The sequence below is a fragment of the Mesorhizobium sp. LSJC280B00 genome (assembly GCF_000502835.1).
Taxonomy (GTDB): domain Bacteria; phylum Pseudomonadota; class Alphaproteobacteria; order Rhizobiales; family Rhizobiaceae; genus Mesorhizobium.
The window spans coordinates 26220-41602 of record NZ_AYVL01000039.1 but is presented as its reverse complement, the minus strand read 5'-3'; the positions used below and the strand labels follow the sequence as shown (position 1 = coordinate 41602).

Annotated in this window: 8 protein-coding genes and 5 pseudogenes; 6 read left to right on the top strand and 7 right to left on the bottom strand. The window is 58.5% G+C overall.

The window, feature by feature from the left end; translation table 11 throughout:
• Positions 1-294: 294 nt before the first annotated feature.
• Positions 295-651, top strand: a complete 357-nt coding sequence (locus X773_RS75545; protein ID WP_051406247.1) for a Tn3 family transposase — start codon at positions 295-297, stop codon at positions 649-651.
• A 400-nt stretch (positions 652-1051) separates the two neighbouring features.
• Here the strand turns inward: X773_RS75545 and X773_RS70070 are convergent, their stop codons facing one another.
• The 7 genes and pseudogenes from X773_RS70070 to X773_RS70040 all read right to left on the bottom strand — a co-directional run bounded on the left by X773_RS70070 (position 1052) and on the right by X773_RS70040 (position 8510).
• Entirely contained in the window at positions 1052-2596 is a 1545-nt protein-coding gene (locus X773_RS70070) for a fumarate hydratase (protein ID WP_031212942.1), read from the bottom strand.
• 6 nt (positions 2597-2602) lie between these two features.
• A complete protein-coding gene (locus tag X773_RS70065) occupies positions 2603-3814 on the bottom strand; it encodes an aldehyde dehydrogenase family protein (protein WP_023680122.1) in 1212 nt (403 codons plus the stop codon).
• Entirely contained in the window at positions 3811-4290 is a 480-nt protein-coding gene (locus tag X773_RS70060; RefSeq protein ID WP_031212937.1) for an aldehyde dehydrogenase family protein, read from the bottom strand. Before X773_RS70060 ends, X773_RS70065 begins: the two co-directional genes overlap by 4 nt.
• A 188-nt stretch (positions 4291-4478) precedes the next feature.
• Positions 4479-4874: pseudogene (locus X773_RS70055) on the bottom strand (LysR substrate-binding domain-containing protein); the annotation flags it as partial.
• Positions 4875-5057: 183 nt separating this feature from the next.
• On the bottom strand, positions 5058-5960 hold the full coding sequence (locus X773_RS70050; RefSeq protein ID WP_031212934.1) for a CoA ester lyase: 903 nt from the start codon (positions 5958-5960) through the stop codon (positions 5058-5060).
• 131 nt (positions 5961-6091) lie between these two features.
• Positions 6092-7243: a CaiB/BaiF CoA-transferase family protein gene (locus X773_RS70045; protein ID WP_023680118.1), complete on the bottom strand. Its 1152-nt coding sequence runs from the start codon at positions 7241-7243 to the stop codon at positions 6092-6094.
• 28 nt (positions 7244-7271) lie between these two features.
• Positions 7272-8510 carry a methylaspartate ammonia-lyase gene (locus tag X773_RS70040; RefSeq protein WP_023680117.1) on the bottom strand — a complete coding sequence of 413 codons (1239 nt, stop codon included), beginning with the start codon at positions 8508-8510 and terminating at the stop codon, positions 7272-7274.
• A 521-nt stretch (positions 8511-9031) separates the two neighbouring features.
• Between X773_RS70040 and X773_RS78600 the strand changes: the two are divergent.
• From X773_RS78600 to X773_RS70015, 5 genes and pseudogenes are all read left to right on the top strand, one after another.
• Positions 9032-9130: pseudogene (locus tag X773_RS78600) on the top strand (hypothetical protein); the annotation flags it as partial.
• Between the two features lie 52 nt (positions 9131-9182).
• A pseudogene (locus tag X773_RS70035) lies at positions 9183-10408 on the top strand (acetyl-CoA carboxylase biotin carboxylase subunit family protein).
• Between the two features lie 1180 nt (positions 10409-11588).
• A pseudogene (locus X773_RS78595) lies at positions 11589-11859 on the top strand (IS5/IS1182 family transposase); the annotation flags it as partial.
• Between the two features lie 141 nt (positions 11860-12000).
• Positions 12001-13076: pseudogene (locus X773_RS78590) on the top strand (IS701 family transposase); the annotation flags it as partial.
• Positions 13077-13888: 812 nt separating this feature from the next.
• On the top strand, positions 13889-15268 hold the full coding sequence (locus X773_RS70015; RefSeq protein WP_023680106.1) for a M20/M25/M40 family metallo-hydrolase: 1380 nt from the start codon (positions 13889-13891) through the stop codon (positions 15266-15268).
• Positions 15269-15383: the final 115 nt, after the last annotated feature.

Below are 15383 nucleotides of genomic sequence, written 5' to 3'. Positions count from 1 at the left end.
CGTGCCACGCCTGCGCGGCCTCAAGGACCGGCGGCTTTACTTCTTCCCCGGTGATACACCTCCGGCAAGGCTGGCCGCTCTCACGGTGACTCGATCAATGTCGATCGGATCAAAGCCAACTGGAGTGACATACTGCGCCTGGTGACAACGATCCGGTCAGGCCAGGGTCGGCCATCGACCTTGCTGGCAAAGTTGTCCGCTTTCCCACGCCAAAACGGACTGGCACTGGCGCTCCGCGACATTGGTCGAATCAATCGCTCGATCTTCTTGCCGCAGTGGTGGCAGAGTCCTGAAATGCGCCGGAACGCAACCGCTGGCCTCAACAAGAGCGAGGCCCAGAACACGCTGGCACGCGCCCTGTTCTTCAATCGCCTCGGCGAACTTCGCGACAGGACATTCGAAAGCCAGTTCTATCGCGCCTCAGGCCTGAATCTGCTGATCAACGTCATCGTCTACTGGAACACCCTGTATCTCGAACCGGCATTCGCTGACCTCAATCGCAATGGCATCGCCACCCCGCCGGAGGTGGTCAAGCATATCGCCCCGCTCGGATGGCAGCATATCAGCCTCACTGGCGACTATATCTGGACCCCGACAGAAAACCTCGATCTCAGGCCGCTCCGGCACGAAACTTCAATCCTGGCCGCATGATCACCCTATGTTCTCAAATGTCGGACAGATTCACCACTTTCGTTTCGTGGGGCCAGTTGGCTATCGCCCCGCCGCCTAACGGGGCGATGACGCACTGGAGAGGTTTAGTCGCCTTTCGGCAGAGACCTCGTCGAAATAGACAGCGCATTTTTTGAATCTCCGCTACTTTACCTGATTTGGCACCCTCGACAATTCCGAGCATCGATCCCGTGGACGGCATGGTCGATACAGTGTTTACATCGGCGCATTTGGCTTCGAGGTGAATTGAAGGCCTTTCTTCTTTGGCTCGCCGAGGAGCCTAGGCACCGCAAATGCCGCTCGTGTTGCCGCTACGGCCCAGAGTCCGGCCCGGCCCGATGTCGCGACATTGAGTCTGGCCGGATTCGCGCAGCCGGCGGACTCAAACGCCGATGCTGCGGGCGATGCTGTCGGCCGCCATGCGCTTACGCCACTCAAGCGGCCCGGAATTATGAATGGAGTTTCCCTCGACATCGACAGCCACGATAACCGGCATGTCCTGCACCTCAAATTCATAGATGGCTTCCATGCCCAAGTCTTCAAAGGCAACGAGCCGCGCCGCCTTGATCGATTTTGAAATCAGGTATGCAGCGCCACCCACTGCAATGAGATAGGGTGTTCTGTGTCTCACAATCGCCTCGATCGCCGCCGGGCCCCTTTCCGCTTTGCCGACCATCGCAAATAGGCCAGTCTCGGCGAGTATCTTTTCAGTAAAACCGTCCATCCGGCTGGAGGTTGTTGGGCCAGCCGGCCCGACGACCTCATCCCTTACCGCGCGGACGGGTCCGACGTAGTAGATTACGCGTCCCAGCAGATCGACCGGGATCGGCTTGCCGGCATCGATCAGCTCGACCATCCGCTTGTGGGCGGCGTCACGGCCCGTAAGCATCGTTCCCGACAAAAGAACGGTTTCTCCGCAGCGCCACGATGCCGTCTCTTCCTTCGTAAGCCCATTGAGATTGACCCGCCGGACGTCGGTTGTGTGCAAATCCTCATGACCGATCTGGGGCCATTCGGAAAAGTCAGGTGGCTCTAGCTTGATGGGTCCCGAGCCGTCCAAGGTAAACTTCAGGTGCCGGTTGGCCGCGCATTGCGGAATGAGCGCCACAGGCTTCGACGCCGCATGTGTAGGATAGGTAGCAATCTTGACGTCAACGACCGTGGTCAGGCCGCCTAGGCCCTGAGCGCCGATGCCTAGCGCATTAATTCGTTCATACAGCTCGATCCGCAGTGCCTCCTCCGCGCTTGACGGCCCCCTGGCGATCAGTTCCGACATGTCGATCGGCTCGTTCATGACCTCCTTGGCCAGCAGCATCGCCTTTTCAGCGCTGCCACCGATGCCGACCGAGATCAGGCCGGGCGGACACCATCCGCTGCCCAGCGTCGAAACGGTGTCGACTACCCAGTCGGCAACGGACGCACTGGGGTTCAGGGTGGTGAAACGCGCCTTGTTTTCGGACCCGCCCCCTTTTGCTGCGATGGTAATTTCGATTCCGTTGCCGGGCACGAGGTCGACGTGGATGACCGCCGGCGTGTTGTCGAGGGTATTGATCCGTCCGGCGAGCGGATCGGCAACGACCGATGGCCTGAGCGGGTTGTCCGGGTCAAGATATGCCCGGCGGACGCCCTCATTCACAAGGTCAGCGAAACTGGCCGTTGATTTGATGCGGGCGTCCATGCCGACCTTGGCAAAGACAACTACGAGACCGGTGTCCTGGCAGATCGGACGCCGTCCGAAGGCCGCCATGCGGGAGTTCAGCAGGATCTGCCCGATGGCGTTCTTCGCCGCCGGGCTCTGTTCGCGAGTGTATGCCTGCGAAAGGTACCGGATGTAGTCGGGGGGATGGTAGTACGAGATGTACTGAAGGGCGTCGGCGACGCTCTTTGTAATATCCTTTCCCGCAATGGTCCGTGTTGTTTTATTCACCGAATCTCATCCGAATAACCCAAGCCCGTTGACCAGTTTCAGGCTTTGGAAGCTCCGCAATCCCTGCTCGCCCCCCTCATATCCATAACCGCTTTGTTTGACGCCACCATACGGGGCATCTGCGGAAACCCCTTTCAGGTAATTTACACTGATCGCGCCTGCCGCAAGACCGCCAATCAGCGCCCGTTTCGCATCGGTGGCGCCGGTGAAGAAGTAGGCGGCCAAGCCATACTCGGTGGCATTGGCTACTTCGATCGCCTCCTCGATCGTGTCGAACGGTGCGACGGTGAGGATCGGCCCGAACGGCTCGTCATGAAGCACTTTCGCATCCTTTGGCACCCCCGTCAGGATGGTTGGCGGCCAGTAAAAGCCCGGTTGGTCGAGGCGGGTGCCGCCGGTTTCGATGCGGGCGCCGCGATCGACGGCATCCTCGATCAGACGCTGCATGGCCTCCGTCCGCCGCGCGTTCGCCATTGGGCCCATCTCCGTCGCCGGGTCGTCCGGTGGGCCGATCTTGATCTTGCGAGCGGCTTCCGTCATCCGGGAAAGAAATTCCTCGTAGAGGTTGCGCGCGACGAGGATCCTGCTGGGCGCATTGCAGCTTTGACCCGCGCACTCGAACTTGTATTCCGTGATTGCCGGTATGACCTTTGCGAGATCCGCATCCTCGCATACAACGACCGGGGAGTGTCCACCGAGTTCAAGAATGCACCGCTGCAAGTTGTTCGCGGCGAGCTTGGCGAGCTGTTTTCCAACCTCGGTAGAGCCCGTGAAAGTTAGGACCTTGACGATCGGCGAGCTGAGTAAGTGCCGGGATATTTGCACCGGAACGCCAAAGACGAGATTGACTACGCCGTCCGGGATACCCGCTTGTCGCAAGGCTTCGACGAAATGGACAGCCGCGCTTGGTGTCTCTTCAGCCCCTTTTAGGATCACCGGGCAGCCTGCCGCCAAAGCAGGGGCGAGCTTGCGGGCGATGAGAACGGCCGGGTAGTTCCAAGGCGTAAAGGCGGCAACGACGCCAAGGGGCTCCGGGACGATCATCCGGTTCGGGCCCATCGGAATAGGGGCCGACAGCTCTTCGGCGTGGGTGCCGTTCCACTCCAGTGTTTCGGGCGCTCGACATCGCATGCTCCGCTTGACTGAATTCCTGCCAGTGCGAGACCAGCCGATGTCCAGCCTAGGTTCGCTTCTCTGCAGTTTCATCGCGATGGTCACGCCCGGTCAAATATTGAATGTCGCCCAAAACCATCTTGAATCCAGATTGAGACGCCGCGGAAGAGTGCTAGCACTGNCATCCGGTTCGGGCCCATCGGAATAGGGGCCGACAGCTCTTCGGCGTGGGTGCCGTTCCACTCCAGTGTTTCGACAGCGCGCGCGTATTCACCTGTCGCTTCGGCAATCGTCTTTCCCTGTTCGGCCGACAGATCCCGGGCTGCCACTCCAAGCTTCGCTGCCAAGATCCTTGCGGCTAATACGAGGATCTCGCCACGATCTTTTGCAGGCCGTGAGGACCAAGCCTTGCGGCTCCGCTCTGCCGAAGCGAGGGCCTCATCCAGATCCGGCACCGTCGCGGAGGCTACCCAGGCAAATACCTTCTCCGTCGCCGGATTGATTACCGGCAGAGTAATTCCGTCACTACCGCCTCGCCAACTGCCGTTGATAAAAAGCTGATAGGTCGTGGCGTTGGACATCGCATGCTCCGCTTGAATAAATCTGCCAATACGAGAACGGCCGATATCCGACCGTGCCTCGCACCTCTGCGATTTCATCGCGATAGTCGCATGTGGTCAAATATTGAATGTCGCCCAAAACCATCTTGAATCCAGATTGAGACGCCGCGGAAGAGTGCTAGCACTGGAATATGGTTTGAAGGATTTGCCTAAGCCCGGTCCGGAACCGTGGCTGACCAGTGCCTGCTGTCGATCAAAGTCCCGACGACCTTGGGGATCAGCTTGCGGACGGCAGAGACGGCTGGAGAGCGCTCATCTTTCGGGTTGACGGCAAGCACAACGGAACGGGTAATCACCGGATCAATGATCTTAATCGTCCGGACTTGGCCCTGAGACGCCTCTTTCTGAATGGCCGACGGGGCAAGGATAGAATAGGCTTTTCCTTCCATGACCATGTTGATGATCGTAGAAAGGGAGTCGACTTCGAATCTGACGTCCAGCACACACCCGTGCTGCGCAACGACATCAGCCACCGAACGCCTGACATTGTTGTTGCGCATCGGAACCGCCAGCGGAAACGCATGCAGGTCGGCGAGCGGTATCGAANCTGCCGGCTTCAACGACGCCGACAAAGTATCTTAACTGCCTGATGTCCACGATGACCAATTCCAACCGGGGCATGTTCCCCAGTGCTGTTATATCTATCTCGAAACGAGATAGCAGGCAACACAAACCGTCGGCCATGTCTCGAAAACCAGCGCCTGTCCGGCCGGATGATTAAATGCAAGTCAGTTATTCCTGGCGAGAGCCAGGATTTCGTGGGCGCGCCGCACCACTGGCGGATCAACCATCTTACCATTCAACGAGAATGCAGACAGGCCAAGCGTGGCGGCATCGTTTTCCGCCGCGACGACGCGACGGGCCCACTCGAGTTCCTGTGCGGTTGGCGAGAAAGCCTCATTGAATATGGCTACCTGTGCCGGATGGATCGCCAAAGCTCCGGCAAAGCCAAGCCGCCGCGCATGCGCCGCGGCTTCACGAAGTTTATGAGTGTCCGAGAACTCGCCAATGCTTCCTATGAAGCCCAGCGGAAGCAAGCCGGCCGCGCGGGCGGCAAAAAGAACAGAAAGGTTGGGCGTCAAGAGAAGGTCGAATTCCGGGGCGCCGCCGACAGCGGCGCTGAAGTCTTCAGGACCAAGTGCCATTGCGACCATCCTTGGATGCGCCGACGCAATGGCTGCGAGCCTTTGCAAGGCGCCCGGCGTCTCGATCTGGGCAAGGAACCGGATGCCTCCCAGCGGAAGATCCCTTTCTCGTTCAAGGCTTGAAACCGCATTCGCGATCTCTAATACCCACTCTGCCGAATCCGTCTTCGGAAGAACCAGTGCGTCAACACCAGGCAGCACGGCTGCATCGAGATCGGCCGCCAAGGCGCACAAACCACGATTGACGCGGACCAAAACAGATGCCCCCTTGCGCGCCACCTTTGCCACGGACTCAGGAAGCTGCCGCCGTGCCTCGCCCTTCTGATCATGGGGGATGGAATCCTCCAGGTCGAGAATGACGCCATCTGCACCGCGCTCATGGGCCGCCTCTACAAAACGCGGAACGTGAGCGGGAACGAAGAGCAGGGATTTCCAGCGGGGTACAGACATCGCGCTTTCAATGGCCGGAAAGGTGTCCTTGATCATGGCGTCGCCTCGGCGGTCGTAGCAAGGGCGGTGGCAGTGGGCTTGCTGGACCGCCGATGCGCTGAGATGACCCGAAGTATGCACGCTCTCTTTAATCGCGAGCGCGCCCACCTTATCGACAAGATGCACGCTCACGCTGACGTGGCTATTTCGCGCAAACGCCCCACAACCTCTTCGCGAACAGCCTCAGTGTGGGCACCAAGAGCCGGAACTGGGCGTAACGACGGGCGCTCGGAGTTGAAAATCGCCGCGGGAGCTATCGTGTCTACAACTCCTTCAGGTGTGCCAACCTCAACCCTGCGAACGTGTGGATGCTTTGAAATATCCGCCACTTCGTTCAGTCGCCCATACGCCAGACCGGCCGCCTCAAGCTCCTGCATGGCTTCATGGCAGGATAGTTCGGAAAACCGCCCCTCAATGATCTCATCAAGTTGCGAACGATGACGGAGGCGCTCCATGTTATCAGCAAAACAAGGCGCGCGTGTAAGGCCCGGCTGCTTCAGGAACTTATCGCAGAAATTTACCCATTCGCGGTCATTTTGAACCGAAAAGATGACATCCTTGCCATCGGCACAATGATAGGCGCCATATGGGGCAAGCGACGGGTGTTTCACGCCCGCGCGTACAGTGTGATAGCCGCTGTAGTCGTGTTGTAGAACCGGAACATTCATCCAGTCGGCGACTGCATCGAACAGTGACACCTGAATGCTGGTCCCTTCGCCGGTGACCTCGCGGTGATAGAGCGCCTGAAGAATCGCACTATGCGCCGTCATGCCCGCCGAGATGTCGCAAACCGAGACCCCTACACGCGCGGGCCCTTGTTGGTTGCCGGTGATCGCGCATAAACCTGTTTCGGCCTGGACGATGAGATCATAGGCCTTCAAGTGGGAATACGGCCCTTTCTCCCCGAAACCAGAGATGTCGCAGGTGATCAGCCGCGGATATCGTCGACGAAGATCAGCAGACCCGAAGCCCAGTTTCTCGATGCTGCCCGGCTTCAGATTCTGGATAAAGACGTCAGCAGAGCCAATGAGCGTGTCGAGGATCGCGCGGTCTATCTCCGACCTCAGGTCCATACAGACCGACTCCTTACCCCGGTTGAGCCAGACGAAGTAAGCGCTCTGTCCCCGCACCAACTTGTCGTAGTTTCGGGCAAAATCCCCTTCCGGCCTCTCGATCTTGATTACCCGGGCGCCGGCGTCCGCAAGGCGAGACGATGCGTAAGGCGCGGCCACCGCCTGCTCCACGGCTACGACAGTGATCCCCTGAAGAGAGTTCTGCATGCGACACCGTGCTTTTCATCCAGCGTTTTCATTGAGCCTGGCGACGGTTCAGCATCGCCAGCAACCGGTTTTGTTCATTCCCAACAATTGAGAATGCCTCGTCGACACCCATTCCGGGCTTTGCAAGCATCATGTCGGCCTGGGTTGCTACCGATACGTGGACAGAAGCTTGGGCGGAGAGATCTGTCTCGGTACAGCTTCCGCCGACATACGCTCCGACCTTGTTGGCCTTGCAAAGGAGAACGGCACGCGCAGTGTCGGCAATTGAGCCGACATCGGGGGTCTTGATTTGAACGAGATGCGCAGCCTTCGCTTCGGCAAAGAGCCGGATATCCTCGAGCGTATTGCATCTCTCATCCACGACGATGCGAGCGCTGGAACTCCGGTCATCCAAAATGGAGACAATTCGGGCGTAGTTATCAATTTGGGCTTGCGTCGAACCAAAATCCGCCGGGCATTCGATGTTGAGCGTAAAACCCGGAACGGTATCGGCGACCCTGCAAATAAAGTCGGCGATGCTTTGCGGCTCCAGACCGACCTCTTGGCCGATCCAGCCATACACATCGAAATGCAGGACCGGATGATACCCCGGGCGGCCGATTTGGCGCGTGCGCGTTACAACCCACTTCACGAATTCCATGAAGGTCCGGCCGCCGACGCCGAATTTTTGCCGTGAGTTGATCAGGCCGTGGGGAAGCACATCCACAGTCTTCAGGATCATTTTGTCCACGTTGATTTCGCGAGCGTCGCCGCTCTGGCAGTAAATCGGGACTTTCCGTCGAGGCATCGGCAAGTCAAACTCGCCACATATGATCTCTGCCATCGTCCCGCGCCGGAGATGGGCGCCTGCGCGAAGAAGAGCTTGGCTGACGCCATACTCGATAGCGAGAGGGAGCCGCTGATGTTCAACCGGCTGTAAAACCTTAGTGCAAGAATCACGAAACCGAGAGGCATCGACATCAAGAAGGCGCGGTACGACCACGCGTGACATTAGATTTGAGATTTGATTGATGTCGAACAGAGGATCGCGTCCACCGGCACCAGAATACTGGACGTTCATCATGTCGCCCCAAACAACAGTGTCGTCAGCAAGGACGAGCCCGACGCTGAGCGAAGATGCTGGAATGCGGATGGACTTGTACCCAGGCGTTGTCGGTGCTCCGACATAGACGAAGCCGTCCTGGATTGCGCCGGACCTAATGGCTTCCTGATCGTCATAAAAGAATGCGCCGTTGCCAGGCGCGAGAAGGACATCTTTGATCTGCACTTCGCTTTGCTCGATTTTTTCCGGACGGCGTTGACGGGCGGTTGCAGTTGGGTTTGGCCACCTGCAAAGTATGCGCCACTTGGCGTAGAGTTCACCAATATAATGTTCTGGACGGTGCCATCGCGTTTTCAGATGGCCTGTGCCTATCCGCCGGTGCTTCCGCTCGGGTGTCAAGCGTAAGATCAAGTCCAGACACAAGCCGATCTCCGATACCGACGCCGAATTCGGCGAGCCGACAGATGGCGTAGGCCGGCGCCGCTTGCCTCCACCTGCGGTCTCGCGGACCGCGCGTAGCGCACGGTCGATCGTTGCCGCAGTCATCGCCAAAAGCCGCCTCCTGACTTCCGCCGCAAGCTGAAGTGACGCACCACCGCCTTTCGTGGGGACGCTCCGTACCGCAGTGCCGGTGATCAAAACGATTGCAACAGACGCGTCAGATAACTTCACAGAATCTTTGCGACCGAAGATCAGTCACGGTGGTATTTTCACCGCAAGGCTGAGTTCGAGCACTGATCGAAGTCATCGGCCACACCGATCGGGCGGAGCCGCTTCGGGATTATTGTACGGGTCTGATGATGCCGGTGGCGCGCAAAAGCGTCGAGGGCATGGCCAAGAAGCTGTGCCGGTCTACGCAGGGATCGTCGCAAGCACGCAACGTCGGAGTCAAGACCCTTGGCAAGAAGAGCACTCATCCTGATTGAAGGCGCAAGGGGAAACAGTCTGCACTATGCTCAAGCGGCCCGGCGTCTTGGCCTTCATCCAATTTTCCTGTCGGCTGATTCATCCCGGTACGACTACTTTGCAGCGAAAGGCATCGAAGCAATCCGCGTCGACACTAGCAGTTTCGATGCGCTGATCCGCGAATGTTCCCGGTTAGGTGAGACCTATGATATTACTGGCATTACGTCTGCCAGCGAGTTGGTCTATGCGACAGTTGGCACCCTCTGCCGGCATTTCGATCTACCAGGACCAAACCCCGGATCGAATGAGCAGCGATCCGACAAAATCACTCACCGTCAGCTCCTGGCAAAGGCCGGCGTTCCGGTACCTGCTTATCGCCTTGCAGCGAATTTGATGGAAATAGAAAGCGCTGCTGCAGAAATCGGTGCCGGTGGTCGTCAAGCCAGCAGTAGGCAGCGGCAGCTTCGGTGTCCGATTGTGCCGCGACGTCGACGAGTTGGCCGAACATACGAACTATCTGTTGGGCGGGGAGCATGTATGGCGGTCTTCGCCGAGGATACTGGTCGAAGAATTCGCACAGGGTCCCCAGTACATGGCTGAGACAATAGGAAATGAGGTCATTGGGATTGGCACCATTGACTTCGGCCCTCCCCCGCATTTCGTCTATCGTGAGTGGACCTTTCCGGCCCCGCTGACTGATGACGAGCATGAGCGCATCGCCGATGTTTTCGCTGAGCTGTTTGCGAGCTCTCGACGTTGGATGGGGGCTAACGGACATTGAACTCCGGTGGACCGAGCGTGGCCCAGTCGTCATTGAAGTCAATCCGCGTCTTGGGGGGGCACCCGTTCCGCTACTGGTTCAGCTGGCTTACGGTGTCGATCTCGTCACGGAGCACATCGGGCTTGTCATCGGCGACGAATGGAATTCGCGCAGAAGCCAGTCGCAGACTGCGGCCGCGCGATTCCTCATCCCTGAGCTTGATGGCACCCTGGATTGGATCAGTGACGACAGTCAGGCCGCTACTGTGTCAGGTGTCGCCGAGGTCAAATTCTATGTTGGACCCAAGGCTCGGATCGTCAGAAAAGGCGATTATCGAGACTGCATCGGACATGTCGTCGCCGCTTCACCCAGCCGTGCCCGGACCGAGGCGATACTTCAGCATGCTATCGACTTAATTGATCGGTCGATCAAACCATTTCCGACCCTTAGCGAATAGGAACCAGCTGCCGCTCTTACGGTGAGGATCGGCTCGGCTTTCTTAGCAACAACGGTCGAACGCGCACTCTAGGGGTTGCCGTTGGAACGCAGAGAGGGCGTACCCCGACTGGAGTTTCAACCCGCCAGCGCCGCTGCCCTTTCGCGGGCGTTTTTCTGGTAATCGGAATCGACCGGGTATATCGGTGCTTTTTCTGATCTGGAGGAATCCTTTGTGCCCGGCCGGGGTTCTGGCGCAGCTCCATGCCAGCGGCTTTCTGCCGGAGGTGGGGTTTCGAGCGGACCGAGCGGCTTGGCCGTCTCGACGCGCGACGCAATCAGGTCGTGCGGCATCGCACGCGGGTGAGGAACATGGCATCTTGCAGGCTCACCTCGTGCTGAAGTGCCCGCATGCCAATCCTGTTCAACAATCGCGGCCGCGCCTGGCTTGAGCGGCAGGTGCTTTCCGACGAACGCGCGGATTGAGGCCGAAGTAGCTCAGCAGATTCTGCAGTTCGCCGCACCGGTGGATATCCCCGACAGCCGCAATGATCACGGTGCCACCACGGCATGGCGCGATCCGCAGGTCGGCCGGCTTCAGACGATCACCGGCTGTCAATCGCATTCCTCGGCCCGGCGATCGATCACACGGACAATGTCTGGCAATCACGGCCCGTCGGATGCACAGGAAGAAGGCTCTGAGCGGTCCGGGCGCCTTCGCCGCCGCTCACGCGGCCTCGGCAGCATGGCGCGTGCCTGGGACCGCCCGTGCATGCTGATCCGGCCATACTGGGCGATGCCAAGACCGGATTGCGGGACCGCAACAAGCGCGGTCATCAGATTGCAGCGGTTCGCGGTCGCCCGCAGCTCGCCGTGCCGATCTGGCACATGCTGACGAAGCAGGAGGACTATCTGTGGGTGAGCCCTGCGTTGGTGGCAGCGAAGCAGCGACAACTCGCCCTCAAGGCCGGCGCGCCCCAACGAACGCGGTGGTGGCCGTCGCGGCTCAGCCTACGCCTACCTTGTCAAGGAATTGGGCACCCGGGAGACGGCTGCGGCCGAGCATGCTGAGCAGATAGTCCGCCAGTGGCGACAGCGAGGGCCGAAGTGGCGCGCGGACGCCACAAAGGAGGAACGGCTATGAAGGCAGCCCGGCGGCGCTTTCATTGTCAGGCGCCGCTCTTTGCCACTGGTCGTCCGTGAAGGTCTGCGTCACCCACCCAAACGCCAGCACGGCCACCAACGGCTGCAATCGCCGGCTGGAGCCTGCTGCAAGATGCCATCGTCGATGATCTGCGCGGCGTGGTCCTGGATGTCGCCGCGACCACGGGCGAGATCAACGAAGGGCAGATGATCATCCAGCGGATTGATCCTACGATGAAGGCGACGGGGCTCTCCATCAGCACCGTCACTGCCGATGCCGGCTGTGCCTATGCAAAGGTTTACGGAGCTTTCGAGTCTCGCACGGTCGAAGCTTAGTCTTACTGAGTCACGGAAGCTTATTCGGGGGATTCGCCGAAGGTTGGGTTGCGATAGGCTGCTGATTCACAGGATTGGTTAGCGCCATGGTCAGCGAGAACGGCAGCGAAGCGGCGGCATTTGATGGGTATGTTGAAACCGTCGGCGGCGATAACGGCGCCAGCGCGCGTTTCAGCCAAGCACCAGTCACTATTGCATTTCGTGGGGACAAGGGCCCTGGTCGGATGAAGCGATGATAGCGCGCGTTCGTGATTAGACTTTACCGCGCATGATCGAGCGCGGCGGTGCGATCACCGCATCGATTGTCGATGACACAGGCTTTCCAAAGAAGGGCAAGCATTCGGTCGGTGTTGCGCGTCAATATTGCGGTCAGCTTGGCAAGCAGGACAATTGCCAGGGCGCCGTCGGTCTTTCGATTGCGAACGAAGGCGGCAGCTTACCGGTCTGCCTGGCAACTTTATCTACCAGAAATCTGGGCGCACGATCTGGAACGTCGAAAGAAGGCGAGAATCCCGGACGATATAATCTTCCAAACCAAGCCACAAATCGCGCTTGGGCAAATCCATGCCGTGGTAGCGACGAAGGCACCAGTAGGCGTGATCCTCGCCGATGCCGGTACGGCGCAGATGGTGGGTTCCGGCAAGGCCTGACAGAGCTGGGGGCTTGCTTATGCGTGGGCGTTCAGCCGACGCTCAGCGTCTGGCGCCCAGGCGAAGGGCCACAGCCGCCCAAGGCTGGACCGGAAAGGGACGGCCGCCCTCGCTGATGCAACGGAGCGCGGATCAATCATCCCGTCTCGGCCAAGGCCCTTGCCGAGAGCCTGCCAGCAGACGCATGGCAGACCATCACTTGGCGCGAGGCAGCAACGTCGAGCTCGCATCGCGGTTTGCCGCTGCTCGTCTTCGTCCCGCCTCGAGAGACTACAATCTCACCATCCACGAGCCGAGGAATGGCTCCTCGTGGAATGGCCCGAAGGTGACAAGGAACCGCTCAAATACTGGCTTTCCACCCTCCCGGAAACGATGTCGCTGCGTGATCTCGTCGCAACGACAAAGCTACGGTGGCGGATTGAACGGGATTATCGCGAACTGAAGCAGGAGCTGGGTCTTGGTCATTACGAGGGCCGGGGTTGGCGAGGCTTCCACCACCACGCCAGTCTCTGCATAGCGGCTTACGGCTTCCTCCTCTCCGAACGGGAGACTATTCCCCCTCAGCACCTGCCCCGTCCCAAAAGCGGCGAGGAACCTCCCGTTCCCCGCGGTCCCAGATCCGATAAGACCGCCCGTTCGGCCCGAGCGACACACCTCAAACTCGATCGCGACCCTGCGCCGAAAGCTCACCGTCGCTCTCGCTCGCAGAATGATACGATGTCCATGCTGTGCAAGACACATCCTCATCATCGCCTCTTGTGACGCATAGATTAGGTCAACCCATTGCCCGAGCTTGTCCTTCCTCCGATTAGATTGCGCGTATGGAATTTCCAGTCCCTCCAGGCGGCGTCCGTGAAATCTTCTTTCGTCAATAACATTGTAGGGAATTCACAATTCAGAAGTTCGAGCTAAAGGCTGGTACTAAGCTTAAATGTGGAATTGTAAATCGGTCAACCGAAAAAATCTCTGGATATGACCTGGGCTGTCATATTATGTCTTGCTTTTGCTTCGTTATTAACAGCAGAATGTTAATAGTACTTATTCGGTGCTTATTCATAGCCGGCGCATCCTTCGAGGGTGCGGCCGATTTCGTTAATGGTGTCCGCCGTTTTTGCTGCAGAGCCGAGTGACAACCCGAGAATCACCAGCGAGTACATATGCCGATTTCGTCATCTAACTGTCAGATGGGTCAAATCTCGAAACAGTGTTTGACTGCCGCAAAGATTGGGATTGATTGTAGACCTCGTCCGACAAGTCGGTAATTTTCATTGCGTGTGCCGTTGCAGCGGCGACCAATCCTTCCATGGGGACTCTGACCACTAATGATACGCGCCCCGGGCGATCCGATGGCTTCCCGCTCCATGAGGTAAAATATGTCAACTTACGATGCGTTGAATGCGGTTTTCGAACATATTGAGAAAAACCGTACAACGTTTCTTGAGCGTCTGATGGACTATCTCCGTCACCCAAGCATCAGTGCAGATAATATAGGTATTGATGAAGTAGGTGCCCTTCTGGTCGAAATGCTGACGGATATAGGACTTGACGCCAACCTGATGCCAACAGCGGGGCATCCCATGGTTGTGGCACGGTGGGAAAAAGCTCCAGATAAACCGACGGTACTGCTCTACGGGCATTACGACGTGCAGCCGCCTGACCCGATCGATAAATGGCTTTCGCCGCCATTTGAGCCCACGCTTCGCGATGGTCGGCTCTTTGCCCGTGGTGCCGGCGATAATAAAGGTCAGCACTTCGCACAGATCGTGGCAATTGAGTCTCACCTAAAGACGCATGGTAGGTTGCCGTGCAACGTCATCTTGTTGTTGGAAGGTGAAGAGGAGATCGGCAGCCCGCACATTGCCGATTTCGTGCGTGCCAACAAGGACATCCTAAGGGCTGATCTGGTCGTCACTGCTGATGGCCCGCGTCATGCGAGCGGCGCACCTGTAATCAAGTTCGGTTCGCGGGGCGAGGTCTGTTTTGAGCTACGCTGTACCCATGCTAGTCGCGACCTGCATTCGGGCAACTTCGGCGGCGTAGTGCCCAATCCGATATGGACGTTGGTACACCTGCTCGGCACCATGAAGAATGCCTTCGGTGAAATCACGATTGACGGATTCCACGATGATATTGAACCCCCTTCAAACGAGGATCTTGTTGCGGTCGAACGCTTACCGCTCGATATCGAAGCACTAATGCTGAGCCTCGATCTCGGCCGGCTCGATGCACCGGACGGAAGGCCATTCTACGAGCGTCTCTGCTTCCGCCCGGCACTGACTATCAATGGCTTCCATGGCGGCTATGGTGGGGCTGGCACCAAGAGCGTCCTGCCCTGCGACGCCCTCGTAAAATGCGACATACGCCTCGTGCAAGCACAGGACCCGCAAGATATTCTTCGCAAGGTAGCTGCCCATGTGGAAAAACACGCGCCCGATGTGGAGTTCGTTGCGCTAACGAGCATGTACCCCTCGAAGACGCCCATTGCCTCCTCTTTCACCGCGCCGCTGCGGCGCGCTTTCGTCGCTGCGCAAGGGGAGGAGCCTCTGCTGGTCCCAGCGGGCTTCGGGAGCCTGCCAAGCTATGTCTTTACCAAGATTCTCGACATTCCTGCTTTCGAAACGCCATACGCGAACCATGACGAGGCAAACCACGCGCCGAACGAAAATCTGACTCTAAGTTGCTTTTACAGCGGGATTCGGACAGGCGCTGCCTTATTGCACGAGCTTGGCCAAAATGGCCTGCCGCGGACCTGAAGTTGGTCAGCCCCGGCGCGGCGGCGGCCCCATCGGAGCAGCGGTGCATCTGATGCGGTGATCCCTGACAGATGCGACATGTCCGTGCGCGCCTTCGGTACGTTCACGCAACTAC